This is a genomic window from Kribbella sp. NPDC104218 (genome assembly GCF_055584105.1).
The window spans coordinates 1445319-1471627 of sequence record NZ_JBVJMQ010000002.1 but is presented as its reverse complement, the minus strand read 5'-3'; the positions used below and the strand labels follow the sequence as shown (position 1 = coordinate 1471627).

General features: G+C 69.1%; 24 protein-coding genes. 15 read left to right on the top strand and 9 right to left on the bottom strand.

The window, feature by feature from the left end:
• Positions 1-7: 7 nt before the first annotated feature.
• The 5 genes from ACZ6ZD_RS22735 to ACZ6ZD_RS22715 form a co-directional block, all read right to left on the bottom strand.
• Entirely contained in the window at positions 8-1066 is a 1059-nt protein-coding gene (locus ACZ6ZD_RS22735; protein WP_465675171.1) for a zinc-binding dehydrogenase, read from the bottom strand.
• A 9-nt stretch (positions 1067-1075) separates the two neighbouring features.
• Positions 1076-2353, bottom strand: a complete 1278-nt coding sequence (locus tag ACZ6ZD_RS22730; RefSeq protein WP_465675169.1) for an MFS transporter — start codon at positions 2351-2353, stop codon at positions 1076-1078.
• Between the two features lie 7 nt (positions 2354-2360).
• Positions 2361-3662 carry a phosphonoacetate hydrolase gene (gene phnA / locus ACZ6ZD_RS22725; protein WP_465675167.1) on the bottom strand — a complete coding sequence of 434 codons (1302 nt, stop codon included), beginning with the start codon at positions 3660-3662 and terminating at the stop codon, positions 2361-2363.
• Between the two features lie 155 nt (positions 3663-3817).
• Positions 3818-4642 carry a helix-turn-helix domain-containing protein gene (locus tag ACZ6ZD_RS22720; RefSeq protein ID WP_465675165.1) on the bottom strand — a complete coding sequence of 275 codons (825 nt, stop codon included), beginning with the start codon at positions 4640-4642 and terminating at the stop codon, positions 3818-3820.
• A 131-nt stretch (positions 4643-4773) separates the two neighbouring features.
• Positions 4774-6156: a hypothetical protein gene (locus tag ACZ6ZD_RS22715; RefSeq protein ID WP_465675163.1), complete on the bottom strand. Its 1383-nt coding sequence runs from the start codon at positions 6154-6156 to the stop codon at positions 4774-4776.
• Between the two features lie 133 nt (positions 6157-6289).
• Here ACZ6ZD_RS22715 and ACZ6ZD_RS22710 point away from each other — a divergent pair, with 133 nt between their 5' ends.
• The 3 genes from ACZ6ZD_RS22710 to ACZ6ZD_RS22700 are packed head-to-tail and all read left to right on the top strand — an operon-like array spanning position 6290 to position 8645.
• The gene (locus ACZ6ZD_RS22710) at positions 6290-7309 is read left to right on the top strand and encodes an ROK family protein (RefSeq protein WP_465675162.1); all 1020 of its coding nucleotides are present in this window, start codon (positions 6290-6292) and stop codon (positions 7307-7309) included.
• Positions 7310-7359: 50 nt separating this feature from the next.
• Positions 7360-7953, top strand: coding sequence for an RNA polymerase sigma factor (locus ACZ6ZD_RS22705; RefSeq protein WP_465675160.1), 594 nt, complete (start codon positions 7360-7362; stop codon positions 7951-7953).
• On the top strand, positions 7950-8645 hold the full coding sequence (locus tag ACZ6ZD_RS22700) for a hypothetical protein (RefSeq protein WP_465675158.1): 696 nt from the start codon (positions 7950-7952) through the stop codon (positions 8643-8645). Before ACZ6ZD_RS22705 ends, ACZ6ZD_RS22700 begins: the two co-directional genes overlap by 4 nt.
• Positions 8646-8705: 60 nt before the next feature.
• On the opposite strand, the gene ACZ6ZD_RS22695 is transcribed toward ACZ6ZD_RS22700, so the two are convergent.
• Positions 8706-10760, bottom strand: a complete 2055-nt coding sequence (locus ACZ6ZD_RS22695; RefSeq protein WP_465675156.1) for a sialate O-acetylesterase — start codon at positions 10758-10760, stop codon at positions 8706-8708.
• A gap of 248 nt (positions 10761-11008) precedes the next feature.
• Between ACZ6ZD_RS22695 and ACZ6ZD_RS22690 the strand changes: the two genes are divergently transcribed.
• The 7 genes from ACZ6ZD_RS22690 to ACZ6ZD_RS22660 all read left to right on the top strand — a co-directional run bounded on the left by ACZ6ZD_RS22690 (position 11009) and on the right by ACZ6ZD_RS22660 (position 19345).
• On the top strand, positions 11009-11311 hold the full coding sequence (locus ACZ6ZD_RS22690) for a helix-turn-helix transcriptional regulator (RefSeq protein ID WP_465675154.1): 303 nt from the start codon (positions 11009-11011) through the stop codon (positions 11309-11311).
• Positions 11312-11484: 173 nt separating this feature from the next.
• Positions 11485-13032: an alpha-L-fucosidase gene (locus ACZ6ZD_RS22685; protein ID WP_465675152.1), complete on the top strand. Its 1548-nt coding sequence runs from the start codon at positions 11485-11487 to the stop codon at positions 13030-13032.
• Complete coding sequence (locus ACZ6ZD_RS22680) at positions 13032-13964, top strand: carbohydrate ABC transporter permease (RefSeq protein ID WP_465675150.1); 933 nt, start codon at positions 13032-13034, stop codon at positions 13962-13964. Before ACZ6ZD_RS22685 ends, ACZ6ZD_RS22680 begins: the two co-directional genes overlap by 1 nt.
• A gap of 29 nt (positions 13965-13993) precedes the next feature.
• Positions 13994-14902 (top strand): ABC transporter permease, encoded by a 909-nt coding sequence (locus tag ACZ6ZD_RS22675; RefSeq protein WP_465675148.1) that lies wholly within the window; start codon positions 13994-13996, stop codon positions 14900-14902.
• 26 nt (positions 14903-14928) lie between these two features.
• On the top strand, positions 14929-16698 hold the full coding sequence (locus tag ACZ6ZD_RS22670) for a type 2 periplasmic-binding domain-containing protein (RefSeq protein ID WP_465675146.1): 1770 nt from the start codon (positions 14929-14931) through the stop codon (positions 16696-16698).
• A 25-nt stretch (positions 16699-16723) separates the two neighbouring features.
• Positions 16724-18280, top strand: a complete 1557-nt coding sequence (locus tag ACZ6ZD_RS22665; protein ID WP_465675144.1) for a hypothetical protein — start codon at positions 16724-16726, stop codon at positions 18278-18280.
• Positions 18281-18445: 165 nt separating this feature from the next.
• A complete protein-coding gene (locus ACZ6ZD_RS22660; RefSeq protein WP_465675142.1) occupies positions 18446-19345 on the top strand; it encodes a GDSL-type esterase/lipase family protein in 900 nt (299 codons plus the stop codon).
• Here the strand turns inward: ACZ6ZD_RS22660 and ACZ6ZD_RS22655 are convergent.
• On the bottom strand, positions 19342-20130 hold the full coding sequence (locus ACZ6ZD_RS22655) for an alpha/beta fold hydrolase (protein ID WP_465675140.1): 789 nt from the start codon (positions 20128-20130) through the stop codon (positions 19342-19344). The two genes, ACZ6ZD_RS22660 and ACZ6ZD_RS22655, sit on opposite strands and share 4 nt — an antisense overlap.
• A gap of 96 nt (positions 20131-20226) precedes the next feature.
• On the opposite strand from ACZ6ZD_RS22655, the gene ACZ6ZD_RS22650 reads away from it, so the two are divergent.
• The 5 genes from ACZ6ZD_RS22650 (at position 20227) to ACZ6ZD_RS22630 (ending at position 24597) form a co-directional block, all read left to right on the top strand.
• Entirely contained in the window at positions 20227-21738 is a 1512-nt protein-coding gene (locus tag ACZ6ZD_RS22650) for a thiamine pyrophosphate-binding protein (RefSeq protein ID WP_465675138.1), read from the top strand.
• A gap of 47 nt (positions 21739-21785) precedes the next feature.
• Positions 21786-23168 carry an alkaline phosphatase D family protein gene (locus ACZ6ZD_RS22645; RefSeq protein WP_465675136.1) on the top strand — a complete coding sequence of 461 codons (1383 nt, stop codon included), beginning with the start codon at positions 21786-21788 and terminating at the stop codon, positions 23166-23168.
• A 100-nt stretch (positions 23169-23268) separates the two neighbouring features.
• Positions 23269-23637: a hypothetical protein gene (locus ACZ6ZD_RS22640; RefSeq protein ID WP_465675134.1), complete on the top strand. Its 369-nt coding sequence runs from the start codon at positions 23269-23271 to the stop codon at positions 23635-23637.
• Entirely contained in the window at positions 23634-23984 is a 351-nt protein-coding gene (locus ACZ6ZD_RS22635) for a hypothetical protein (RefSeq protein ID WP_465675132.1), read from the top strand. Before ACZ6ZD_RS22640 ends, ACZ6ZD_RS22635 begins: the two co-directional genes overlap by 4 nt.
• Before the next feature lie 412 nt (positions 23985-24396).
• Entirely contained in the window at positions 24397-24597 is a 201-nt protein-coding gene (locus ACZ6ZD_RS22630) for a transposase (protein WP_465675130.1), read from the top strand.
• A gap of 195 nt (positions 24598-24792) precedes the next feature.
• Here ACZ6ZD_RS22630 and ACZ6ZD_RS22625 read toward each other — a convergent pair whose 3' ends face one another.
• Together ACZ6ZD_RS22625 and ACZ6ZD_RS22620 are read right to left on the bottom strand one after the other, a co-directional pair.
• Positions 24793-25044, bottom strand: coding sequence for a hypothetical protein (locus ACZ6ZD_RS22625; RefSeq protein WP_465675128.1), 252 nt, complete (start codon positions 25042-25044; stop codon positions 24793-24795).
• A gap of 172 nt (positions 25045-25216) precedes the next feature.
• Positions 25217-26293: a hypothetical protein gene (locus ACZ6ZD_RS22620; RefSeq protein ID WP_465675126.1), complete on the bottom strand. Its 1077-nt coding sequence runs from the start codon at positions 26291-26293 to the stop codon at positions 25217-25219.
• Between the last annotated feature and the right edge of the window lie 16 nt (positions 26294-26309).

The window sequence follows — 26309 nt, the reverse complement described above, 5'->3', positions numbered from 1 at the left end:
CCTCCAGTCAGCTCGGTCGCACGGAAACGCGCGGGGCGATGCCGCTCCGCGCCGCGGCGACGGCATTGTCGATGTCGGTGAGGGCGAACGGCTCCGAGACCAGGCCGCGCAGGTGCTCGCGATACGGCGTCCGGACCAGGAACCCGATGGCTTCGGCGAGGTCGTCGACGCGGTAGTTGTGGCTGCCGACCACCGTGGTGAGGTTGCGGACGAACGAGTTCGGCTCGAAACTCACCTCTGGACCGGGCGAGACCGACCCGACCAGCGCCACTCGTCCGTTCATCCCGGCGATGCCGAGCGCGGTCTGGACGGCGCGAGCGGCGCCCGACAGCTCGAACACGACGTCGGCGCCGTGCCGGCCGGCCGCGTCGGTGAGGCTCTCCGGCGGGCACGCGAGGTCGGCGCCGAAGGCGAGTGCCAGCTCGCGGCGGTGCTCATCCACGTCGCACGCGATGATGTGCTCGGCGCCGCGGTCGCGGGCGTAGGCGACCGCGGTGAGTCCGAGCATCCCGCAGCCGATGACGACAACGGCGTCGCCCGGCTGCAGGTCGGCGCGCCGCGCGGCGCAGACCACGGTGGCGGTCGCGCAGTTCGCCGGCGCGGCGAGCTCGGCCGGCACCTCCTCCGGGACGCCGACCAATCCGGTGCCGCCGACCAGGTGACAGTGGGTCGCCAGACCGCCGTTGAGCTGCCAGTTACCGGTCATCGCCTCGTGACCGTACTTGCGGACCGAGGTGCATTTCTGCGGCAATCCGCGGATACAGCGGCGGCAGGTGCCGCACGAGGTGCCGATCGTCCAGGTGATCCGCTGGCCGATGCTCAGCGGCCGGCCGTCGAAGGTCGTGAGCTTCCCGGAGTATGCCGAGACGCGGCCGACCGCCTCGTGGCCGAGTACGGTCGGCACCGGCGTCGGGCGGTCCCCGGCCATAGTGTGCAGGTCGCTGCCGCAGATGGTCGCGAGCTCGATCTGCACCAGCGCCTCACCGTCGTCGAGGAAGGGATCGGGCTGGGCACGCAGCGAGAACCCGGTCCCGGGCCCGTTCCACACTGCCGCGGTCAAGGACATCGAGGGCTCCTAACGCCGGATCGTCAGCGCGGCGAGCGAGCTGCAGACGCACGCTCCGGCGACGAGCAGGAAGATGAGGCTGGTCTGGCCGGTGCGGTCCATCAGGTGACCGATGATCGGCTCCGACGCGCCGGCGAACAGGTAGGAGAAGAAGTTGACCGTGCCGGTCGCGGTGCCTGCCATCGCCTTGCCGGCCAGGTCCGGACACAGTGCCCAGAACGACGACTGCGGGCCGTAGACGAAGAAGCCGGTCAGGAACAGCAACGCGATCCCGGTCCCGATGCCGAGCGGTACGAGATACATGGCCAGCGCGAACAACGCGCCGAGCACCATGAACAGCACGATCGGCCGGTCCCGGCGGGATCCGAACAGCCGGTCGGAGATCTGCCCGTTGGTCAGCGCGCCGACCGCCATCCCGACCGGCAGCGCGACGGAGATCCAGATCGGGTTGATCGGGCTGTCGCCGGACTTCCAGTTGTCGCCGAGGAAGTACACCGGAACCCAGATCAGCAGGCCGTAACGCGCGGTGTTCTGGAATCCGATCGCGATCCCCGTCGACCAGATTCGCGGGTTGCTCAGCACCGCCTTGTACCGCTGGAACGAGCTGCCGACGGACTCCCTGCTCTCGGTGTCGTCGGTGTGCGACTTCGGCGGGACGATGCCGGCCTTGGCCGGGGTGTCCCGGGCGAGCACGTAGAACACGATGCCGCCGACCAGCATCAGCAGCACCGGGACGCGGAAGATCCACTGCCAGTCCAGGTGCAGGACGCCGACGACGATCGTCGAAGTGACGAAGGCGAGCACGGAGGCCATGCCGGCGGCGAACGTGTAGAACCCGAAGCTCTTGCCCCGCTCGTGCGGCGTCCACCAGTTCGAGATGACCCGGCCGCCGGCCGACCAGCCGAGTGACTGGGCGTAGCCGTTGGCGCCCCAGAAGAAGCCGAGGGACTTCGCGCCGACGCTGAAACTCGTGCACCAGTTGAGCACCGTGGACAAGACCGCGCCGGCCGCCATCAGCCGGCGACCGCCGAACTTGTCGGCGAGGTTGCCGTTGATCAGCTGGCCGGCCGCGTAGGACCAGAGCAGGATGCCGCTGATCGCGCCCAGGGTCGTCTTGCTGAGCCCGAGGTCGGCCTGCAGACCGGGGATCGCGAAGCCGAAGGTCTGGCGGCCGGTGTAGAAGAAGAGGTAGCAGAGCATGGCCGACAGGAGCATCCGCCACTTGAGGCGCTGGAAGGCCTCCTCCGTGACAGGATCACCGACGGCGGGTTTCGGTGTGGTCGACATGGCGGGCCTACCTGTCCTCGGGTCCGGAAACGAGTGTCGTGGCCACCCAGAACGCGTCGTAGTTGTGCACGCAGGCCTGCGGATCGAGCGGCGAGTCGAGCGGCTCGGGCCGGGGGAGTGGGCGGTTGACGATGAACGGGATCGCCAGCTCGCCCAGGGCGCCGTGTGAGCGCAGCGGCGCGTCGAGCGCGCTGAGGTCGTGCCACGCGGCGAAGCGGCCGAGCGCCGTCCCCGCCTCGGCCAGGACGACGAGGTCGCCGATCCGGTCGGACGGCAGCGAGAAGCGCACCGCGGCCTCGGCACGCGGACGGACCTCCTGGATGCCGGGGAGCTGCCGCAGCGCCTTCGCGACCTGCTCGTGGTCGGCGTCCTCGGACAGGTAGACGCTCGCGAACGAGCCCAGGGCGCCGTGGTGGACGGTGTAGGGATCGGTGATCGGGAGGACCACCCGCAGCTCGGCGGCCGCGCCGACGATCGCGCGGACCTCGTCCTCGACGTAGACGACTTTCGGGTGGCCCCCGGCGTCGGTTTTGGCGCTCATGCCGTGGTCGGCGGTGATCACGACGATCGCCCCCAGCGCATCGAGCGCGGCGGCGTACCGATCGATCATCGCGTAGAACGCGTTCGCGACTTCGGTCCCGGGCGCGTGTTTGTGTTGGATGTAGTCAGTGAGCGAGAGGTACATCAGGTCGATCGGCCGGCTCTCCAGCAGCCGCACCCCGGCCGCGAGCACGAACTCGCTCAAGTCGGCGCTGTAGACCTCAGGCGCCGCTCGGCCGACCAGGCTCAGGACGTCGGTGATCCCGTTGTCGGTTTCGGTCGCCTCGGCCGCCTTCTCTGCCGAGAAGCAGATACCGGCGCCCTGAGCGGGCTGAACGCCCTCGGCGCCGTCGAGGCGGGGGCCGGGCGCGACCAGACCGGCGCCGAGCAGCCGCCGGAGCTTGTCCTTCGCGGTGACGACCGCGACCCGCCACCCGGCGGCGGCCGCCCCGGCGAAGATCGTCGGAGCCCGCAGGAAGCGCGGATCGTTCATCAGGACCTCGTCGCCGGTCTCCGGGTCGTAGAGGTAGTTGCCGCTGATGCCGTGCACGGCCGGCGGCCGGCCGGTCGCGATCGAGAGATTGTTCGGGTTGGTCAGGGCCGGCATGGCGCAATGCGCCGGCCAGGAGGAGTTTCCGGCCGCGAGCGTCCTGGCCAGCCACGGCATGTGGCCCCCGGCCACCGCCAGCTCGTGGTACTCGGGCTCGCTGCCGTCGATGCAGATGACGACCACGGGGGCGGCCGGTACCGCGTAAAGCCTGCCGTTCACACTGAAACTCGTCGCCACGTTCGCGCCTCCGTCATTGCTGGAACACCTGGCGCATCGAGCATGCTGTGCCGCGGAACGGCGCGGGAATCCCCGTTTCGGTTATAACCGCCATAACCAGACGGACGGTTCCGGGCTGTTGCCCGCGGCCAGTACTCCTAGCTCTGCTCGCGGTACTGGGTCGGCGAGACGGACGTCGCCGCCCGGAAGCGCCGGGAAAAGTACAGCGGATCGGAGAACCCAGCTTGCCGGGCGACCTGGGCCACGGACAGGTCGGACAGCGTCAGCAGGTGCCGGGCGAGATCGATCCGCCGCTGCTCGATATGACTCATCAGCGTGCTGCCGAGCTGCGACTTGGCCAGCTGCGTGAGCCGGGAACTGGACAGGCCGCCGATCCGGGCGAGCGAGGCGATGCTGTGCGGGCGGTCGAGGTTCTGCTCGATATGCGCGACGACCGCATGCAGGCGCGGATCGAGGACGACGTCACGCGAGCCCGGCTGGTCGCACCACAGCAGCGCCTCCTCGACCGCGTTCGCGGTCAGCAGGCCCCCGTGCCGCAGGCCGTCCTGCTGCGCGGCGATCGCGCGATCCAGCGCGTCGACCACCCGCGTGCGCACCGCGCAAGTGACGGGCAGCTGCCGGACGCCGGGCCGGACCGACGGCCAGTCGAGCAGCGGCAGCCACTCGGGTCGCGGGTCGATGTGCGCCCACCAGAGTGACCAGCGGCCGGTCGTCGGATCGGTCCCGTAATCGTGCGGGGTTCGCGGCTCGACCAGGGTGATCTGGTCACGGTGCGTGGCGAGGTCGTGCTCGCCGTCCCAGCGGAAGTGCCCGGCGCCGTCGACGGTGACGAACAGCACCCAGTCCGTGGTGCCGCCGGGCCGGATGGTTCGCCACGGCGCGTGGCGGACGAACCGGCCGCAGAACACCCGATGATTGCGTTTGACAACCGTTTCGGCGGTGTCCGGGCGGATTGGGGTCATGACCGGATTATCCATACATGTAACGGATCATGCCATTGCGCACGCCGAATCGGCGCAGCCACCATGGACGTGGCTTCGCTCGTCCGGCGAGGCTCGCACCGTGCTGTTCGGAAGGGGTCCGGGAGTGTCGTTCAGAAGCCGACGGCCGCCGGAGGCGTGCCAAGGCAGACCCCGGTCGTGGCCGCGACGGCCTCGCGCAGCTCGCCGAGCGTCAGGCGGCGCAGCTTTGACCGCCAGGCAGGCAGCGGATTGTTGCCGTTGGCGGCCGCGACCGCCCGGACCGCCTGCCAGCAAGGCGCGCTGGAGTCGGTGTCGAAGACCTCGTCCGCCGTCGTCGCCGACACGCTGACCGAGCCGAACCCACGGCGGACAAGGGCTTTCCGGAGCTCCGCGGCCGGCCCCGGCGCGCCGACGTTCCGGGTCGAGTTGATGACGACGGGCAGCTCGCGCAACCGAGGCAGCGATCGGGCGGCGGCCTGCCCGAGGACGCCGTGAACGCGCTCCGTCGTGACGGCGATGGGATCGAGTTGTGAGTAGAGCAAGGGCAGCCGGCCGGTCCTGGTCTCCGCCACCGGATGTGACAGCAGGTGCGGATTCAGGCAGATCCCGGTGACGCGGACCTGGTTGACGCGGTAAAGCGCCGCTTGGAGGTGCGAGGCGAGATCGCACAGCGTCCGATGGGTCGGCGCGGTCAGTAGCGCGACGTCGACGGCGAGCGCCTGGAGGCCTCCGACGAGTCCTTCGACCTGCTCGTCGGACAACCCGAATTCCCAGTCGGCCAAGTAGCGCCGGTGGGGCTCGAGGTCCGTCGCTGCCAGGTCGCGGATCGTGTGATGCAACCAGACTCGGTCCCGCGAGCTCCCGCCGTCCGGCCAGGTGACGAACAGCTCGCCGGCATCGATCCGCGCGCCGGGCCGGCGATCACGCAGGACGCGCCGTCCGTACTGCGCTCCGAGCGCGCGGGCGCCGATCAGGATCACGGTGCGGACGGCGTGCCGGCGCAGGAAGTCCTGGTACTGCGGCGGCGGGGCGAGGAGTTTGACCCAGGCGACCGCGTGGCCGGGCATCGACTCCTCGTATCCGAGGGTGGCGTAGGCCCGCAGCCCGTCGTTGCCGGCCGCGCCCAGCACCTGGGCGGCAGCCCGGACCGAGTGCGTGCTCACCAGGAAATGTGCAGGCAGGAAAGGCGCGCCGAGCGCGTGCGCGACGTACGGTGCGGCCGCGACGCCGGTGCCCAGGACCACTGTGTCGAGCGCCGCGGCCGGCCCGAGCAGCCGGTCGTAGGCGGCGACGGTGGCCTCGAGCGAGTCGGTGAGGAACGACGGGCTGCCGAGCACCGGATTGGGGCCCAGTCCGGGGGCTTGCACCCGCCAGGTGTGCCCGACGCCGCCGGCCAGGCCGGCGAGCGCCTCCTGGACGGCGTACTCGGCGCTCAGTCCGCCGTCGAGGGCGAAGGTCGGGACGCCGAGCCTGGTCCTGGTGGTGATCTCGAAGACGTTCAGCAGCCTGTTCACCACGAAACCTCCGCCGTCGGCCGGCAATAAATCCAGTCCCAAAATAAAAGCGAATCATCAACAGGACAAGGGCTACGCGGCCTCAGCTGCCCGGTACACTTTGCGCAAAGTGGCTGGGTGAGAGGGCGGATCCATGACAGCGGAGAGCGGAGTGCCGCCGTCGTCACGACGAACGAACGCGGCGCTGGTGCTGCAGTGCCTGCGCGTGTCCGGCCGATCCCGGATCAGGGACGTCGCTGCCGCTACCGGGCTGTCCCGCGCGGCGACCGACGCGATCGCGGACGACCTGGCGCGGCTCGGCCTGATCGCCTTCCTGCACGACGGGCGCGGCGTCCGGCGTGGTCGTCCGGCGCGCCTGATCGAGTTACGCGCCGACGCGGGGCACGTGCTGGGCGTCGACATCGGCGTGGTCGAGGTCCGGGTGATCCTGGCCGACCTCGGCGGCGCCGTTCGGGCCGAGACCGTGGTTCCGGCCGCGCCCGCCGTACCGGCCGGCGCGCGGCTGGAGCTGGTCCGTGCTGCGGCGCGGTCCTGCCTGGCCGAGGCTGGGGTGGCCCGGCGCGCCCTGAGCGGAGCGACCGTGGCGGTGCCGGGTGTGGTGAATGCTCACAGTGGCGTCGTGACCTCGTGCGGCGCGCTTCCCGGGTGGGCGGGCCTGCGGCTGCGCGGCGCGCTCGGCAGCACTTTCCCGCGCGGTCTGGAGTTCGGCAACGACGCGAATCTGGCGGCGCTCGCCGAGGTCCGGCTCGGCGCGGCCCGGACATCGGCCGACGTGGTCTGCCTGCTCGTCCGCGGCCGCGCGGCCGCCGGGATCGTTGTCGGCGGCAACGTCGTACCCGGCCACGACGGCGCGGCGGGTGAGCCGACTGGCCAGGGCTGGCCCGGTGCCGGGCAGACGGGCTGGAGGGTTCCGCCGATCGTCCGGGCGATCGCGGCGTACGCCGGCGTCCTGAATCCGGAGCTGGTAGTGATCGGAGGCGCCGGGGCGGAGGCCGGCTTCCTGGACGCCGTGCGTTCCGGCGTCGCGAAGCTCATCGCTTTCCCGCCGCGGATCGAGCCGTCCTCGCTGGGCGACCGTGCGGTCGTGCTCGGCGCGGTCCGCTCGGCGCTGAGCCGGGTCGAGTCCGGCCTGCTGGAGTCGCTGGCCCGGTAGGTCTTTGCGCGAGGTTGGGACGTTCGGCGCGGCTCCGGTATGAACTACTCATGACCGACCGGTTGACAAGCGACGCCGCGCAATGGCAGGCGATGCGCGGCGGTGACACCACGGCGCTGGGAGTGCTGTTCGATCGGTACGCCGATCGCGTGCACCGCTACTGCCGCCGGACGGCGGTGTCCCCGGCCGATGCCGAGTACGTGGTGTCGGAGACATTTGTCGAGGTCTGGCGGTTGCGGCGTTCGTTCGTGGTGCGCCAGGATTCGGCGCTCCCGGTCGTGTTGGCGATCGCGAAACAAGTCATCCGCCGGCAAGGGCGGGTGGCCGAGCAGACGCGGCGCCTGCAGTTGCGGCCGATCGGCGTGGAGCCGATGGCGCGTCCACGTCTCGTGGACGGCGACGCGACCGCCGGTGATCTACAGCACCGGCGCGTCTGGCTGCGGTGGGAGGTCGCGAGAATGCCGTCGATGTATCGCAACGTGTACGACCTGTGCGTGTATGCCGAGCTGGAGCCGGAACAGGCCGCCGAGCTACTGGAGGTTTCGGTGGGGACGGTGCGGAACCGGCTGTCCCGGGTCCGTCGCCACATCGCCGACGCGGCCGAAAGCATGTTCCGCGAGCCGGTGATCGGAGAAGCGCCGTGATCGATTTCGAGAAGTCCGTGCTGACCGTCGAACGGTTCGATCGCGCGGCGAAGTCACGCGCTCGCGGGGCCGCGCTGGCCGGCGCCGCCAGGCTTCAGCGTCGCCATCGGCGCGCTCTGGCGGTTCGGAGCGTGGTCGCCGCGGTGACCGTCGGCGCCGCCGGGCTGGTCGCGCACGAGGTGCTGCGCCCGCCCTCGACGTACGCGTCGTGGACGGCGGTGCCACGAGCGGCGATGATTCCCGCGAGCAGTCCTGGGCTGGAACCGTGCCTATCGCCGAAGCCCGCCGCCCGCAACCAGGACGCCGACTTCAGCCGGTTCCGGCCGATTGTCGGTGAGGTGCGCGGCGACGCCACGGCGGCGCTCCTCGGTGACGGCGGCGCCCTCGTGGTCTGCATCTACGACCAGCGGCACCACACGACCGCGCGAGCGCCGGCCATCGAGCTCCCGTCGGGTAGCTCGATGGCGCTGGCCGCGAACGCGGGATCGGTCCAGAAAGGCGGCGCGCGGTACATGTTCGGCCCGGTGTCGGCCGGAGTCGCCGCCGTGACGGTCGAGACGGCCGACGGCACGGTGGTGACGGCATCGGTTGCCCACGGCTACTTCCTGGCCTGGTGGCCGGCACCCGCCGAGCCGGTGACGGTCACCGCGGTGGACCGGAGCGGCCGGGTGCTGGAGAAGCTGGCGTCCTGAGGGCGCCGGACACCGTGATGGGCCGGCACCCACCGAACGCCGGCCCATCACGGCAGTTCGTCAGGTGATGGGGATCCGGAAGGCGAGCAGGCCGCTGCCGATCGCGTTCGTGATCCAGGGTCCGGCACCATTGTGGCCTTGGTAGGTCAGCGTCGTGGCGCCGGTCGCGGGCCCCGACAGCGACAGCACCAGAGTGGCGGTGCCCGGCGGCTGCGTGATCGACGTGATCGTGACACCGGAGCCGGTGATCCGGAAGTCCGCGGCCGCGCCGGGATCGATCCTCAGCGGATCGGTCGAGCGCAGGTCGATCACGAGCTGGTTGCCGTTGGCACGCACCGTGGTGGGGTTGGGCGCGGCGACGCCGGCCGCGCTGCCGCCGTACAGATCCCGGGCGATGGTGGTGAAGTTGATGTCGCCGAGTTCCCGGTACCCGCCGGCATAGGCGAAGTGGCAGCCGTCATGGGCGTTGATCCCGTTCGTGGACAGCAGTGTGACTCCGGTCGTGTCGCCGAGCCGGCGCTGCGCCTCGCGAAGGGTCATCGCCGTGAGGAACGGGCACGGGGCGTTTCGCACCTGGTGCACGTAGTACCGGGAGCCGCCGGGGATCGCGGCGCCGAGATCGGATTTCCAGTCGGCCAGCAGTGCGGTGAAGCCCGCGACGTGGCCGGGGCCGTCGTCATTGTCGGACTCGCCTTGATACCAGAGCACGCCGCGGACGTGACCGACCAGGCCCGCCGTACGCAGCCTGCTGAGCAGCCGGCCGTAGTTGGTGGCGAGGTTCGGCGTGTTGGCGTCGTCGCGCTGGAAGTGACCGATCGCCTCGGCGCCGCGGGAACCGTTGATCATCGCGACCGGAACCTGGTAGGTGTCGACGATGCGGCGCGCGGTGCGGGTCGGCCACTGGCCGATCGCGCCGGACTCGAGCTGCGCATCGGCGGTCCCGTGGTGCCAGACCCGATCGGCGCCGGACAGCGCGGCGTCGCCGGTGGCGCTTCCGTAGCTGCGGACGAACGGCGATTCGTCGACGCCGTTGGTGTTGGTGATGAAGTTCGGCGCGGCCGCGTTGGACTGGCCCTGGACGACATAGATGTCGCCGGCAACGATCCCGGTCCGGAGCGCCACGACCCGGTCGATCCCGGTGCCGACGGCGCGGAGCTCGAAGGTGTACTCCTGGAGCGCCGCCTTGATCGTGGGACTGAACTGGAACGTCCGAGCCGACGAGGTGAAGGTCTGCGTCACGCCGTTGCTGGTGACGCGCAGCTGGACCTCGCTGACGGCGGGGTCGACGATCTGGCCGCGGACGGGAACGCTGGCCTGGTTGGCCGCGTCGCGCGGGTACAGCTGCAGATCCTGCGGCGCCTCGGTCAGCGAGACCAGCGCCGGGCGGACGTAGGCGGTGAGCCGCCGCTGCGTGTAGCTCGCGGCGTTGTCGGCGAAGGTCCAGTCGGGCTCGCCGGTCGGCCGGTTGCCGATCCCCAGCGTCATCGGGGCGTCCGCCGCCCGGTTGAAGCCGTTGATCGCGAGCACTGTCTTGGGCGCCGTGGTCGAGGGCCGGGTCGATCCGACCTGGGCGACCTGGAAGGAGCCGTAAACGCCCGGGCCTTCGGTCGGGCTGTCGTCCGCGTCGAACCGGGCGGACGACGCGTTCGCGACCTGCAGCGAGGACCCTGGGACGTAGCTGTTCGGCCACATCTCGAGGTAGCCGGTCTGCCCGCCGCCGACGGTCACGCCGGGCACGTTGGACTGTACCTCGAGGTCCTCGACGCGTTGCCGTACGACGTGTCCGGTACGGGTCGGCAGGCCGATCCCGGTCGCGGAGGCGGAGAACGGTTCCATCGCGGTCCACACCCACTGCGGACCGCTCGGGCCGTCGAGCTCGAGGCAGTAGCCGACCCGGTCGAAATTCGCCCCGATCTCGGCACGGCGGTCGAGCACGGCGGGCGGCTCCGTGCCGGACAGGCCCGCCGTGGCGGGCAGCTCGACCTGGAGGACCGGCGTCAGACCGGACGCCGCGGGATCGCAACTGGTGCCGGCGGCGCTCGGGGCGGCGCGCGCGGGGAGGCTTGCCGGAACGAGGAGAACAGCAGCCAGCACGATGGAAAGCGTGCTGCGCATGGGCCAACGAGACATCGAGTGACCTCCGGATGATGGGTGGCGCGAGCGGGACGTGACCCGCCGGATCGGACTCATCGTGAAGGCTCGGGCCGGACCGGAGACATGGGTTTTTGCTTGACGTGTATGGACGATCAGGTCGTTCGCGCCGACCCGGGCCGATGCCGGTTGCCGAGCCCGGAGCGACCTGGGCATGATCGCCGCACGGTCGTCGACCGGTGCCGTCGGCACCGACTGAACGGGGAGTCAGCATGCGGATGCCGCAGCAGGCCGGTGGATCCGGAGCTCCGTCGGAGTTGCGCGCCGCGTTGCGCTCCGCGCGGGTCGGCGCGGGGCTGACCGCGGTGGAGCTGGCGGTCCGGGTCGGGGTCAGCCAAGCGACGATCAGTCGCGTGGAGACGGGGATTTCCGTCCCCAGGGTCGAGCTCGTCCAGCGCTGGCTCGACAGTTGCGCCGTCGAAGGGCAGGAGCGCCGGCAGATCTTGGGCGCGCTGGACGCCGTCCACGCGCACCGGCAGGCCCAGCGTCCGCCGTCCTGCCGGACCCGCCGGTAGCGTCCCGACGCCGTCGTTGCGCAAGACAACTTGTTTGCGAAACAAAATCCGATTGGATGTCGGATCGTCCATGATCGTCGCCGATCACGCCATGCCCCTGTGCCGTGTGGGTTGCGCACTATTGGCCTCTGCGAAGCACTCGTCAGCGTGCTGGGGTACGAGAGGACTGGGACATGACTGCCAACGACGAGCCGGAGACCGGGACCGGCTGGGCGCAGATCCAGCAGCGGGTCGGCGTTCCGCAGTGGTTCGCCGAGGCGCGGCTCGGCATCTGGGTGCACTGGGGAGCGCAGTCCCAGCCGCCACAAGGCGGCGGCTGGTACGCGCGGCACCTCTATATGCCCGACACCGGCGCGGAGGACTGGGGCGCCGGCGCCTACAGCTATCACCAGAAGCAGTACGGACATCCCTCGACCCACGGTTTCAAGGACGTGATCAAGAGCTGGCGCGCGGAGCACCTGGACACCGACGCGCTGCTGGAGTACTTCGTGTCGATCGGCGCGCGGTACTTCGTCGCGATGGCCAACCATCACGACCACTTCGACAACTTCGACTCCAGCCATCACCCGTGGAACTCCGTTGCCGTCGGCCCGAATCGGGACCTGATCGGCGAATTCGCCGCGTCGAGCCGGAAGGCCGGGCTGCCGTTCGGCGTCAGCTCGCACGACGACCGGATGCTGATGTACTACGAGCACGCCTTCGACTCCGATGCCGACGGCCCGCTGGCCGGGGTTCCCTACGACGGCAACCTGACCGTGGCCGACGGGATCGGCACCTGGTGGGACGGCTTCGATCCGGCGGACCTGTACGGGCCGCCGCCGCAGCGCCGGACGCCGGAGTGGGAGGCCGCGATGAAGGCCAACTGGGAGCTGCGGCACAAAGAGCTCGTGGCCAAGTACCAGCCGGACCTGTTGTGGTTCGACGGGATCGGCTTCCCGTACGGCGACCACGGCGTCGAGGTCTGCCGGGACTTCTACGCGCGCGATCTGGCCGTCAACGAAACCAACGAGACCGTGATCGTGGCCAAGATCGACGACGAGCCGGCGATCGTCGACGACATCGAGAAGGGCGTCGCGCTGACCATCCGGCCGACGGTCTGGCAGGCCACGCTGACCTGTACGGACTGGTTCTACCGCGAGGACGTGACGAGCCGGCACGACGGCCGGACGATGATCGAGATCCTGGTCGACGCCGCGAGCAAGAACGGCAACCTGCTGCTCAACGTCGAGTTGCGCGGCGACGGCACGATCCCGCCCGAGCACAAGGCGTACCTCGACGATCTCGGCCGCTGGCTGACGATCAACAGCGCGGCCATCCACGGGAGCCGGCCGTGGCGGGTGTACGGCGACAACCTGTCGTCCGCGGCGCGAGGCCGGAACATCGACAACGCGGACCTGGACGCCGTCGCGGGAGCCGGGGAGGAGCAGTACAACGAGCGGACGCTGACCGATCCGCCATATCCCCACGACGAGGTGCGGTACACGACGGCGGACGGCCGGTTGTACGTCACCGTGCTGAACCCGGCGCCCGGTCCGGTGCGCTTGCCCGCCCTGGGCGAGTCCGCCGGCACCGAGCCGGGCCGGATCACCGGCGTCCGGCTGCTCGGCAGCGACGAGCCGATCGGGTTCGGGCAGGATCAGCTGGCCGCCGTCCTCGAGGTGCCGGCCGACCGGCCGACGCCGCACGCCGCCGTCTTCGAGTTGGACGGGGTACGGGTCTGATGTTCCAGGCGACCCGGCGCGATCGCCGGCCGGTGCCGCGCCAGATCGGGCGAACCCGGTCCGACGAGCTCGTCAACCTGGTCTCGGTGGTCGTCCTGGTCGCGATCGCGGCGTCGGTGATCTATCCGTTCGTCTACATCGCCAGCGCCTCGGTGAGTGATCCGGCCGCGGTCAACAGCGGTGAGGTCGTGGCGTGGCCGATCGGCTTCAACCTCGACGCCTACGACGCGATCCTGCACTACCCGGAGATCGTCCGGGGATTCCTGAACTCGCTGGTCTACTCGTTCGCGGTGATGGCGCTCGGGACGGCGATGGTGACGGCCGGCGGGTACGCGCTGTCCCGCAAGGACCTGCCCGGCCGGAACGTGTTCACGCTGCTGTTCGTGATCACGATGCTGTTCTCCGGCGGCATGATTCCGCTCTACCTGGTGATCCAGCAGCTGAACCTGCTGAACACGATGTGGGCGATGATCCTGCCGAGCTGTATGAGCGTCTGGCAGCTGATCGTGACCCGGACCTACTTCCAGGTCACCGTTCCCCAGGAGCTGCTGGAGAGCGCCCAGCTCGACGGCGCGACGGACTTCGGGTTCTTCTTCCGGATCGTGCTGCCGCTGGCCAAGCCGATCATCGCGGTGAACTGCCTGCTGTTCGCGGTGGCGACCTGGAACAGCTACTTCAACGCGCTGATCTACCTGAGCGATCCGCAGCTCTATCCGCTGCAGCTGGTGATGCGCAATCTGTTGCTGGAGAACACCTTCGACCCGGTCAAGATGACGAATGTCGACCCGGCCCGGATCGCCGCCGCTCAGGAGCTCGCGGCCAAGCTCAAGTACGCGCTGATCCTGATCGCCGCGATCCCGCCGCTGACCGCCTACCCGTTCGTGCAGAAGCACTTCGTCAAGGGAATGATGATCGGCTCCCTCAAGGGCTGAACCCGATCCGACCGGAAAGGAGAGACACCATGTCCTTGGGGCTGCGGATGGTACGCGCCTGGCGGCTCTACGTCCTGCTGGCGCCGGCGCTGCTGTGGGTCGCGATCTTCTGCTACTGGCCGATGTACGGCGTGCAGATCGCCTTCCGGGACTTCAGCCCGGTGAGCGGACTGAGCGGCGGTCAGTGGGTCGGCCTCGACCACTTCGTGCGGTTCGTCACGAGCTTCCAGTTCCCGGTGGTGCTGAAGAACACGATCGTGCTGCACCTGTACGAGCTCGCGCTGGCGTTCCCGGCGCCGATCGTGCTGGCGCTGTTCCTGAACGCCGTCCGGCAGGCCCGGTTCGCCAAGGTCGTCCAGCTGGTCACCTACGCGCCGAACTTCATCTCGGTGGTGGTGGTCGTCGGCATGATGTCGATGCTGCTCGACCCGCAGACCGGCGTCGTGAACCACCTGACCGGGCTCGCCGGGGCCGCACCGGTCAACTTCCTCGGCGAGCCGGACTGGTTCCGGCACCTGTTCGTCTTCTCCGGCGTCTGGCAGACGGCCGGCTTCTCCGCCATCGTCTACCTCGCGGCGCTCGCGTCGGTCCCGCCGGAGCTGCACGAGGCCGCCACGGTCGACGGCGCCGGCCGGTTGCGGCGGATCTGGCACATCGACCTGCCGGCCATCATGCCGATCGCGGTGATCCTGCTGGTGCTCAACATCGGCTCGATCCTGAACATCGGCTTCGAGAAGGTTCTGCTGATGCAGAACCCCCTGAACCTCGACGTCTCCCAGGTCATCGGCACCTACGTGTACCAGGTCGGGCTCGAGGCGCCGATCCCGCAGTACTCCTACGCCACGGCGATCGGCCTGTTCAACAGCGTCGTCGGAATCATCCTGCTGCTCGGTGTCAACGCGCTGGCGCGCCGGCTCACCAGGACCGGGCTGTTCTGAGCGCTTTCCCCTGAAAGGAACCACCCATGTACGGTCACCAGCAACTCACTCGGCGCCGGATGCTGCGCAACCTCGCAGCCGCCGGTCTGATCGGCGCCGCCGGACCTGCGGCGCTGGCGGGCTGCAGCGGCTCCGGGGCGGCGCAGAAGGCCGCGAACGGGGCCGGCTACACGCCTGGCAGCGCGAAGCTGAAAGTGCCGCTCGGCGCGGAGCTGACCGGAGTGAACTATCCCGTCCCGTGGGATGCGCCGAAGTTCCGGTCGATCGAGAAGTTCGGTGACGGCAAGAAGGTGTTCCGCGCCGTCGGTCCGAGCTACCCCGGGCTGGACTACAAGGCGAACGCCTACAGCCGGTGGCTGGAGCAGACCACCGGCGTCCGGGTCGAGTACGAGGTGGTTCCGGCCGGCGCGGAGGGTCGGCCGAAGATCAACGCGATGATCAGCTCCGGCGATCTGCCGGACGTGTTCCTGAACGGGCTCAACCAGTACTTCAGCCGCTCCGAGGTGGCGCTCTACGGCCAGCAAGGGCTTTTCCAGGCCACGGATCAGTTGATCGACGAGTACTGCCCGGAGCACCTGGATCTGTTCGGCATGCGGCCGGAGTTCCGCCCCTACCTGACCGCGCCGAACGGCGCGATGTACGGGATGGGCTGGCTGAACGAGTGCTACCACTGCAACAGCGCGACGGTCCGGATGTGGGTCAACCAGCGCTGGCTGGACGCCGTCGGTCTGGGGCAGCCGAAGACCTCGGACGACCTGCGCGCGATGCTGGTCGCGTTCCGGGATCGCAACCCGTCGGGGTTGCCCGGCTCGTTCCCGATGAGCGACGTCCGCAAGGCCGACGGCGGCGGCGGCATGCTGAACTACCTGCTGCAGTCCTTCTGCTATCCCGGTGGCAGCACCTCGAATATCGAGAAGCGCGGCGACGAGCTGATCTTCTCGCCGGCCGAGGACGCCTACCGCGAGGGACTGAAGTTCATCCGCGGGCTGTTCGCCGATCGGCTGATCGACCCGAACTCGTTCACCCAGACCCGGGAGCAGTTCGACCGGCGGCTGAAGAACTCCCGCGGCCCGCTGTACGGCGCGATCTACGCCTACGGCAACGTCGACGTGCCGTCGGCCGATCGGGACGCGCTCTACAACCGGTACGTGTCACTCGCGCCGGTCACCGGCCCGGACGGCAAGTGCCACGTGCCGTGGGAGTGGCAGCCCTACACCGCGCACGGCCTGGTGATTACCAAGAAGTGCACGGATCCGGTCACGATGGCGCGCTGGGGAGACGCGCAGATCAGCCTGCTGTCCAGCCTGTCGTGCTGGCAGGGCCCGCAGGGCACCGAGACCAACACCTTCGGCTGGGCCAAGCCCGGAGCGAAGGGCGTCGACGGCCGGCAGGCCGTCTGGGAGACGGTCACGAAGAAGGCCGACGACAAGAACGTCAGTTGGTGGAACTGGGGGCCGATCTGCAACGTCAAGGACTTCCGGCACTCCCAGGCCGCCGACGACAAGCAGACCGGCGAGCCCCGGTTGTTTGCCGCCGGCAAGCTTTACGAGCAGTACGCCGTCCCGAAGGACCGGTACTTCGCCGAGCCGGTCTACACGGCCGACCAGGCCGCGCAGCTGGGCGAGATCGAGACCAACCTGACCAACCACCTCGACCAGTCGGTCGCGGAGTTCTGCCTCGGCAAGCAGGACATCGGCGACGACGGGGTCTGGAAGGCCTACAAGGACAAACTCGAGCAGATCGGCGTCCGCAGCTACCTGAAGATCCAGACGGACGCGATGAAGGCCACCCGCTGAACCACCGCCCGAAGGAGAAGCGACCATGCAGCACAACGACGATTCCCCCGTTCGTCCGCCGGACTCGGCAGCGCCCCGTTCCGGCGTCAGCCGGCGGACGCTCCTGGCCGGCGCGGCCACCTCATTGGCCGCGCCGGCCCTGCTCCAGGCGACCGGCGGGACGGCGGCCTGGGCCTGCAGCCCCGGCGTCTTGTCCCGGGCCGACGCGGCCTTCCTGAACCACGGCCTGCAGTTCGGCGCCTGGATCGACTCCGAGACCGCGTGGGTGCCGAGCGCCGCCGAGTTCCTGGGCTCCGGCATGACGATGCCGACGTTCTACGATCCGCCGCAGTGGAACCCGAACCTGATGGCGTCGCTCCCAGCGGGGAGCCGCTGGGCACTCGCCAAGTCGCCACGGGCCGATCAGCTGACGCGGCCCCCGAGCCCCGGTGAGAAGTTCTTCAGTGCCGACCAGACCGCGAACCTGGGAACGCTGTTCTCGGTCTGTCTGGGCGACGAGGAGTACTACTCGCCGGACGTGCAGGCCTGGGCTGCCAGTTGGACGGCGCTGGCCCGCACCGAGGCGCCGAACGCGCTGCTGCACAACAACCAGTTCGCGGACCAATGGTCGGACGCGCAGTACCGGTCCTACGTAGCCGCAGCACACCCGGACCTGCTGACCTACGACGCCTACTACTTCGGCACGGCGGGTAGCGGGCACTACCACGCCGGCAGCGTCACGCCGCTCTACAACGACACCTGGCGGATCCGCCGGCTGGCGCTGGAGGGGCAGGACGGTATCGGCGGCTCACCGCTGAACTTCGGCCAGTACGCCCTGGGGTACCGGACCGGTCCCAATCCGGCAGGCACCGGACTGCGAGTGGTCTCGGAGACCGAGCTGTTCATGCCCACGTTCGTCACCCTCTGCCTGGGCGGCAAATGGCTCAACCTGTTCAGGTACCACTGGAACCCGGGCCAGAACATCTGGTTGCTGCGGGACGAGAACGGCAACCTCACGCCGCAGTACCAGCAGTACTCGAAGCTGAGCGCGATGGTCCGCAACCTGAGCCCGTACCTGGTCAGGTTGCGGACGAAGAACGCCGCGCTGATCAACGGCGAGTACCTGACCAACACGTGGGTCTCCACCGCTAGAACCAACATCCCGGTGTTCGGTGCGGGCACTGATCCGGGGACGCAATTGACCGGGCTGGAGGTACTGCCGGCCGCTGACATCAACGGCGGTCACCGCACCGACGTCCTGCTCGGCACCTATCGGCCGATCCCGGAGCTGACCGCGGCCCAGCGCGGCTCCTTCGTCCCTGCGGCCGACACGCCCTTCTTCATGGTGATGAACGCGGTGGGCTGGCCGAAGAACGACAAGCTCAGCCGGACGTCACCCGGCGGCGAGTCGGCCAGCATGCGGCAGACGATCAGGCTGACCTTCGATCTGGCCGGCAGCGGCCGCACGCCAGGCGCGCTACGGCGGGTCGATCCGGCGGACGGCGCGGTGACGACACCGGCGCTGACCTCGCTCGGGAACAACCGCTACCAGCTCGATCAGCCGATCGACGGCGCCGTCGGGATGCTCTTCTACTGGGCCTGACGATCACGCCGTCGCACGACGGCCTCGCCGGCAGGGTGGTTCATCCGCTGCCCACAGATGAACCGCAGTCACGCGTTTCGGGGCGGAACGCAACGACTGTCGCGATGACCTGCCGGCGAGGTCCACGCCCACCTGTCCGGTCGACCTTCGAGAAAGGCGGTTCCTGTGAGGGTTCCGATGAAGTCGCTGGTGTTGTTCATCGGCCTGTGTTTGGCGTCGGTCGTTCACGTCGCTCCGGCGTCCGCCGTAGTGGCGCCCGAGGAGCGGAGTACAAGCGTGGCGCCGACCGGTCAACTGCCCCCGGACCTGGAGATCTATCCGTCCGGGGACTCGATCACCTACGGCGGTTCGGCCACGGCCGGCTACCGCGGCCCGCTGGCGAACCTGCTGGCCGGCTCGGCGTCCGGGTTCCGGTTCGTCGGCGACTCCCAGCAGAACTCCGGCGTCCTGCCGGCAGCTCAGCGGGGGCACGGCGGACACGCGTCGTACACCGCACTGGATATCGACCGGAATCTGGACGGTCTGAACACCGAGACGTTCGCGCAGTTCGGCGAGGGTTGGGCGCGCGATCCGCACGGTGGGCACTGGCTGACCGGGATCACGACGCCGTTCAGCTACACCGTTCCAGGCCGTGGGACCTTCACGGCCCAGCCTCGCCCGGCACTGGCGCCGGACGTCGTCCTGCTGCTGGTCGGGGCCAACGACGTCGACCGGCTCGGGTGGGACCAGCAGACCGATGCCCAGGGCAACGTCGGCCGCCGGCACTACCGGAATCTGCTGAACAAGTACACGACGATGCTGCCGAACGCGGACATCTTCGTCGCGCAGATCACGCCGTACAGCGGCCCAGACACGACTCCTGGGAACGTGCGGATCGACGCGTACAACGCGATGATCGCCGAAGAGGTCGCGGCATTGCGGGCCCTCTGCAAGAAAGTCCATCTGGTCGATTTGAACACCGGCTACGGCGGCGGCTTCACCGACGGGCTGCACCCGGACACCGCGGGGTACCAGTGGATGGCGCAACGCTGGCACGCTGCGCTCGTCGCCGCGCTTGGTAGCTAGCGCTCCCCATCGGCGCGGGCCGCGACGAAGAAGTCGCGGACCAGCCCCGGGCCGCCCAGGGCGTCGTCGATATGGTGCGGGTGGTGGTCTGCTCCCGGGCGGACCACCACTGTCGCCTGACCGCCGAGCTGGGCGTACTTCGCCACCAGCAGCTCGGAGTTCTCCGGCGAGGGGACGAACCGGTCGCGGTCTCCGTACGCGACCAGCAGGGGGATCCGGGCCGCGGCCAGCGGGCCGAGGTTGTGCAGCGGACTCAGCGCATCGATGGCGGCCCGATCGTCGCCGGTGAGACCGTGGACGTCGAGGAACTCGGCCCACTGTTCGGGAGCACCCGTCCCGGTGCCGAAACCGCCAGGCCAGCTCCGGGCGTCGCAGACCGCGTTGTCGAGGTAGATGGAGCTGACGGCGTCCGGGTGCCGCGCTGCCCAGGCAGTCGCGTACATCGCTCCGCGGCTGAGCGCGATCAGGCTCGGCCGCGGGTCGAACCCGGCCTCGCCGACCAGGACGCGGTACGCCGATGCCCAGGCGGCCATCGCGACCGGATCGCCGTACCGGTCGGGGATCTCCACATACGCCAACGGCCAGCCGGCGTCGAGCATCAACCGGTCGACGGCGTCGAAGGCCCCGAGGAACTCCGCGCGCCAGACCCAGGGCAGCCCTTCGGCCACCGCGACGCCCGCCGGCGGCAGCACGACCCGCACCGAAGCCGTCTCGGCGGTGAAGCCGTACATCGGGTAGCGCCCCTGGTAGTCGGCGACCCGATCGCCGAGCTCTGCTTCGATCACGAACCTCATCGTACGGCAATCAAGGTGCCGGGAAACCCTTGCTGTACAGGGATTCCAGGCCCGTCTGCGAACCAGCTTCCCAGTGAAAGGATCTCCGTGCCGACCGTGCGCCGCGTCGTCCACGACCTGCTGAGCCGACACGGGCTCCTGACGATCTTCGGCGTCCGGGGTTTCGGCGAACTACCGATTCTGGCCGAGCTGCCGGAGCCGTTCCGCTACGTGACGGGCCTGCGCGCGGACACAGTCGTCGCAATGGCCGACGGATACTCCCAGGCCACGGGCCGGCCCGCCCTGGTCAACCTGACCGCGGCGGCCGGCATCGCCTGCGAAATGGGGGCCGTGGGCAACGCGATGGCGGCCCGGACGCCGCTGGTCGTGCTGTCCGGGCAATCCGATCGATCGGCCGGCGCTCGAGACGTCCCGCTCCAGCTCGCGCGAGCGATCTTCGAGGCACGGCTGCAACGGCGGCCGACGTACCTGTCGGTGCCGTCTGAAGACTGGGGGACGGAGATCGGGCCGGATGTAGCGGCGGTGGCCGACCGGCGGCTCTATCGCTCGGCCGGGCTTGGCGACGACCAGCGTCGCTGGTTGATCGATCAGGCCAGATCCGCGCGGCGTCCCCTGCTGGTGCTCGGCGGCGACATCGGCAGCCCGGGGTCGTTCGGCAAGGCGGTCGTGCTGGCCGAGCGGCTCGGCGCGCCGGTGTATGCGGCTCCCGTGCCGCTCAGGTTGCCGTTCCCGAATCGGCATCCGCTGTTTCGCGGCGTTCTGGAGGACGGGACACCGGCCACCGTGGAAGCCTTCGACGGCCACGACTTGGTGCTGGTTCTCGGGGCCGCGGTGTTTCGCGATCACGACCCGCGGATCGGCGGCTGCCTGCGGGCCGGGACCAGGGTTGTCCAGATCACCGACGATCTGGCCGCGGCCGTCGGCGGACCGGCGCGGGACGTGATCGTCGCGGATCCGCGGGCCGCGGTCGATGCGCTGCTCACTGCGATCTGGGCACCGCCGATGACGTTCCCGCAGCGGCCGGTGCCGACGCCGGCTCGTGGCTCGCGGGGCCGGCTGCATCCGGAGGAGGTCTTCGCCTTGCTGCGCGAGACGCAGCCCGCGGCCACGGCGTACGTCCTCGAGTCCACCCCGGCGGACGCGGCGTGGCGGCGGCAACTGGATCTTTGCCGCCCAGGTGCGGGCTACGTTTCCGCGTCTGGCGGCTCAGGGTTGCCGACTGCCGTCGGGGTCGCGCTCGGGCAGCCGGGTCGGCCGGTCGTCGGCGTGACCGGTGAAGCCTCCGCGAGCCTCGACATCACCGCGCTGTGGACCGCGGCTCGGCACCGGTTGCCGATCACCGTGATGCTGCTGCGCGACGGCACGCAGGGCGCCGCGGGCATGGGCTTCACCCGGATCGCTTCGGCGTACGGCGTCGAGGCGGTGCGCACCGGGTCGGCGGACGAGTTGCGCGCGTACCTCGCCGTTGCGCCGGCGGGTCCCCGGCTCGTCCAGGTCGACGTCGTTGCGGGTGGCCGGCCCGGAGCCGGCAGCGACCGGATTGTCCATGCGGGCAAGGGATCAAGCCATGGCGGCGGCCTTCGCGGTCGCCCACGATGAGGGCTGCTTCTGGGTCCGACCCCGATCGAATCCCTTGGAGAAACTTCATGACCGACAACGATCCCCGCCCGTCCGGAACCGTCGGCCGCCGCCTGCTGCTGGGTGGTGGCGCCGCCGCTGCGGTGAGTCTGGCCACGACGTCCCAGGCAGCCGCCCTGGCGGAGGACTCGCCGGCCGTCCCGGGCACCGAGATGGCGACCGGCCCGCTGGTCGGACATGTGGACACCTCCAGGGCCCGGATCTGGGTCCGTCCTGGGAGCGACCACCACGGACTTGGCACCTGGCAGTGCACGGTTCGCTCGGGGCGCGGGAGCAAGGTGGTCAGGGCCAAGCTGTCCGCGGATAACGACGACACGGTCGTGTTCGACGTCAGCGGGCTGCGATCCGGTACGGCGTACACGTTCGCGATCGTTCCGTGCCAGGCGGGAGTGCCGTTCACGCCGCTGACCGGCTCGTTCACCACCGCGCCCCGCAACGGCGCGCCCGCGGTGGTCACGATGGGATTGGGGTCCTGTGCGCCGGACGGCGCGAACAGCATCTGGTCCCGGATCGTCTCCGAGGGCTGCGACAGCTTCGTGATGCTCGGGGACACGCCGTACATCGACTCGGGTGAGCTGACGATTGCCCGGGACAAGCAACGGGCGTTCTTGCAGGCGCCGGAGCTGGCGGCGCTGATCAGCTCCCGTCCGGTCTGGGCGACCTGGGACGACCACGATTTCGGCGGCAACGACAAGCACGGCGACTTCGCCGCGAAGGCGAACACCCGGCAGGCGTTCGTCGACTACCGCGCCAACGCGACCTTCGGTCACGACGCCGACGGCCGGCTCCGCACCTCACGTGAGCCCGGCCAGGGCATCTACACGTCGTTCCGGCGTGGGCCGATCGAGGTGTTCCTGGTCGACCCCCGCTGGTTCAGCCGGACCGAGCCCAGCTGGGCCGACCCGAGCCAGACCACGTGTATCGGCGGGCGGCAATGGGAATGGCTGAAAGCCGGCCTGAAGGCGAGTACCGCGACGTTCAAGGCGATCGCGACCGGCATGATCTGGGACGACAAGGGCAACCGCGAGTCCGACGACTGGGGCACCTACTCCTACGAACGCGAGGCGATCTTCGACTTCATCAGGAGCGAGAACATCAAGGGCTGCTTCCTGCTCGGCGGGGACATCCACTGCTCCCGGATCCTGAACTACGGACCGCGCGTCGGCTACGACCTCGTGCAGTTCATCGTCAGCCCCCTGCACAACCGCACGATCCCGTCGCTGAACATCCCGCACCCGGCTCTGGTGAACAGCGTCGTCGAACCTCACACCTTCCTCAAACTGGTCGCCGACACCACCGTCTGCCCCGCGACCCTGACCGCCACCTGGATGAACCGCGACGGTGCCACCCTCATGCACTACCGGCGCAACGCCACCCAGCTCGGCTACTGACCCTTTCTCATGCGCTCCGATCGACTTGGGGGCGCCGCGTCTCTCGCCAAGGCCGCATCGCTCCGGCAGACTGTCTCTGCTTACCGACGAGGGGACCTCGATGGGCTACCTGGAACACCGCCACTTCCTCGATCTGGCGCTTCGCGATTGCGCGGCGACCCTGGTCCGTATTCGCGCCGCCCGTGCCGAACTGACCCCATTGGCCATGCAACTCGACGCATCGAACCTTCTCGACGAAGTGAACCGCGCCCGCGTCGAAGCCACCCTGGTACTGGTGGCCGCCGGCGACGATCTCGCCACCGCCTACGAGACCCACCTGGCTGGTCTGCTGAACGCGAAGCCCGCGGGACCACTGACGCGCGTGCGACAACGTCGCGCCATCAGCAAGGACCTCCAGCGAATCAACACCAATGCCGCCACGGTCGAAGGCGCCCTGGAACGCTTCCGAAAGCTGGCCGACCAACCGTGAACCACCGGGAGTTCCTGCAGAGAGCACAAGACGACTGCCGCTGGGAGCTCGTCCGCATCCGAACCGTGATCGAAGACCTCACCGCCCTGACCACCCGACTCGAGGCCAACCAAGCACCCCCACCGGATTTCCACGCCGTAGAAAACGCCCTCAAAACGGCCGCACTCACCGCAAACCTGGCCCTGGCCGACGTCAACTACATCGCCAGCATCCGCGACCGAACCGACGGCCCCCTCGGCCGTGCCCTGGCCCGTCGCGCCATCCGAAAGACCCTTAAACACCTCGCGAAAAGCCGAGCCCACTGCGAACTGACCCTCCTGGACCTCATCCCCTTGGCTCCCGAATAGCCAAGCACCCCCAATAACCGGGCCGGTCGACGACGACGAGCGTTGTTGTGACATGGCGCACAGTTACGATCAGATCAAGACCGACCCGGCCGACACGACCACTTGAGTGTGCAGCAGACACGAAGAAGCCCAGGCCACCGAGGTGACCTGGGCTTTTGTGCGCCGCCAGGGACTCGAACCCCGAACCCGCTGTTTTCCGCGTGAGAGCTCGCGTTAGTTGTCTTTGGTGCATGGAATCGCTTGCTGGTATAGCTTCTCGCGGTCTTCGGGTGCTCATGGGTTCTCACCGTCGACCATCCTCTCGCGCTGATTGAGGTGCGTAAAGAGGTGCGTTGCGGAGCTTTGAACGGGCGTCCTTGCCGTCGAGGTCGATGGTGCGGAGCCTGGAGGGGGCCGTGGAAGCTTGGCTTGCTTGAGCTCTCAGTGTGCCAAGCGCTATTCGTTCACGCCTGAGTTCAAAGCCGAATCGTTGAGCGACCGGACTGTTGGTCAGATCGCGAAGGATTTCGATCTGACCGAGACCGCGATCCGGGCCTGGGTGAAGCAAGCCGAACTCGACGCTGTCGAGATACTCAAGCGGGCCAGGGCCTTCTTCGTGAAGGAGACCCGGTGAATATCTATCCGTCCATCGAGGCAGAGAAACAAGGCAGCCACAACGTCCGGCGTGCGTGTGAGTTGCTGCAGCTCTCTCGTTCCGCCTACTACGCCGACCGGGCCGCCGGCGCATAGGAGAGTGCTGCCTAGGGGCTGGTGCCGAGGCTCTTGGCCGGTGGCGTCACAGCCGACCAGAGCGGCAGCTCTACAGCCTTCAGCTGCGGATCAGCTGGTGAAGTTCACGAGGGTCGTCTGGGCCGAGATAGCGGAAGCTCTGTGGTGGGTGGAACGTGCCCGATCTACGTAGCGCCTGCAGCGTCAGGGGGGCGGTGAGTTCCTTGACGTCATCCAGCCGCAGCAGGTGTGCGTGATCGGTGCCGTCGAGATACGCGACAAATTCGGCCCAGGTCAGGCCGAGCGTGCTGCGGTAGCGACGCCAGGCTGTGTGTGGGCGCAGTACTTCCACGTCGGAGAGTCTCGCGGTGCCGACGACTGCCATTGTCGGCGAGCTCTCGTAGAGGATTACGGTTGTGCCGGCGCCGCCTTGATCGGCCTGCGGCGAAGCTCGACAGTCTTGGACCCGTCGATGATTGCCCGTGCGAAGCGGTGGCGGAGTGAGAGCACCAGGGCTCGGTCGGTCACGGGGTAAATCCTTCGCGGTAGATCGCGGCGAACAACTCGGATGATATGGCGCGGGGGCTCTGCGGCGGCTCACCGGACTGGCCCAAGCTGGCAGCGAGTTCGCGCAGGCGGCGCAGCGGAACTTGTCGGGTGAAGATCTCGGTCGCGGTGAACTGCAGTGCTTGCGTAAGGCCGCGACGCGCTGCCTGATCGACGTCTGTCAGGCGCCAGACGCCAAGGTGTCGGAAGCGGTCGTACAGTGCCTCGGGTACATCGACATGAACGGCATCGAGCTGGGAGCAGGCAATGACGGCGGAGGGCTGTGCGACCGACTTGCCGCCGGCGCTCATGTACCAAAGAATTCTTGCCGGTGTCTCCAGACGTTGAGTGCCGGGGCTTCGGTAGTAGACATGTTCGCGGTTCAGTCCCAGCGCATCGTCACGCCGCAGCAGCCCGGGAGGTACGCGGAGGAGGCTCGAGGAGAAGGCTTGCCGAATCGGGACAAAGGTACGTCGGAAGCTCCGAGTCGATGAGCTTCGCGGGCCACCAGTTGTGCTCCACTTCAGCAGCCGGGATGGCGAGCATCCTCGATTTATCCAGGAGGGCGCCTCGAGGCCCGCAATACGCGCCGATGCTGTAGCTGCTTGTCCGATCGATCGCGCGTCACCGACGGCGTCGAGGACGAAGGCCACCAAGCGTCCGGCGTGCCCGCGGAATCCGTCGTGTACGGCCGCCGCTCGAACTTTCGGCTGGAGATACTCGCCGTCGATGCTGAGGACTCGTACTCCTCGTGCCCTGGCCGTTCTGCGAAGATCGAACTCGCGCAGGCCGTAATACGCGGTGAGGTCTCCGTTCGGGCCGAACATGCCGACGCGCTCACCGCCGTCAACGGCAATCCGGCGCGCGGCGCTCAGGATCGTCTTGGGACGTTCGCCGCCTGCGCGGTTGGCGAGTGACTCGACGAGGTGATCTTCGCCGACGCCGAGGAGGCGCTGTGTGTACTGCGTGTCCTCGAGCTCGCTCGGACGGTAGGCCTCGGCCCTGGCGAGTTCATCGATTCGCACGATGACGTCGGTCGGGTGCAGGATGGACATCCCGTGGCGAGCAGCC

Excerpts from the sequence above, each read along its gene's own strand:
- ACZ6ZD_RS22695 (WP_465675156.1), bottom strand. The coding sequence starts at position 10,760 with ATGCGCAGCACGCTTTCCATCGTGCTGGCTGCTGTTCTCCTCGTTCCG.
- ACZ6ZD_RS22735 (WP_465675171.1), bottom strand. The coding sequence starts at position 1,066 with ATGTCCTTGACCGCGGCAGTGTGGAACGGGCCCGGGACCGGGTTCTCG.
- ACZ6ZD_RS22665 (WP_465675144.1), top strand. The coding sequence starts at position 16,724 with ATGCAGCACAACGACGATTCCCCCGTTCGTCCGCCGGACTCGGCAGCG.
- ACZ6ZD_RS22675 (WP_465675148.1), top strand. The coding sequence starts at position 13,994 with ATGTCCTTGGGGCTGCGGATGGTACGCGCCTGGCGGCTCTACGTCCTG.
- ACZ6ZD_RS22720 (WP_465675165.1), bottom strand. The coding sequence starts at position 4,642 with ATGACCCCAATCCGCCCGGACACCGCCGAAACGGTTGTCAAACGCAAT.
- ACZ6ZD_RS22680 (WP_465675150.1), top strand. The coding sequence starts at position 13,032 with ATGTTCCAGGCGACCCGGCGCGATCGCCGGCCGGTGCCGCGCCAGATC.
- ACZ6ZD_RS22620 (WP_465675126.1), bottom strand. The coding sequence starts at position 26,293 with ATGTCCATCCTGCACCCGACCGACGTCATCGTGCGAATCGATGAACTC.
- ACZ6ZD_RS22690 (WP_465675154.1), top strand. The coding sequence starts at position 11,009 with ATGCGGATGCCGCAGCAGGCCGGTGGATCCGGAGCTCCGTCGGAGTTG.
- ACZ6ZD_RS22730 (WP_465675169.1), bottom strand. The coding sequence starts at position 2,353 with ATGTCGACCACACCGAAACCCGCCGTCGGTGATCCTGTCACGGAGGAG.
- ACZ6ZD_RS22710 (WP_465675162.1), top strand. The coding sequence starts at position 6,290 with ATGACAGCGGAGAGCGGAGTGCCGCCGTCGTCACGACGAACGAACGCG.
- ACZ6ZD_RS22640 (WP_465675134.1), top strand. The coding sequence starts at position 23,269 with ATGGGCTACCTGGAACACCGCCACTTCCTCGATCTGGCGCTTCGCGAT.
- ACZ6ZD_RS22705 (WP_465675160.1), top strand. The coding sequence starts at position 7,360 with ATGACCGACCGGTTGACAAGCGACGCCGCGCAATGGCAGGCGATGCGC.
- ACZ6ZD_RS22645 (WP_465675136.1), top strand. The coding sequence starts at position 21,786 with ATGACCGACAACGATCCCCGCCCGTCCGGAACCGTCGGCCGCCGCCTG.
- ACZ6ZD_RS22685 (WP_465675152.1), top strand. The coding sequence starts at position 11,485 with ATGACTGCCAACGACGAGCCGGAGACCGGGACCGGCTGGGCGCAGATC.
- ACZ6ZD_RS22670 (WP_465675146.1), top strand. The coding sequence starts at position 14,929 with ATGTACGGTCACCAGCAACTCACTCGGCGCCGGATGCTGCGCAACCTC.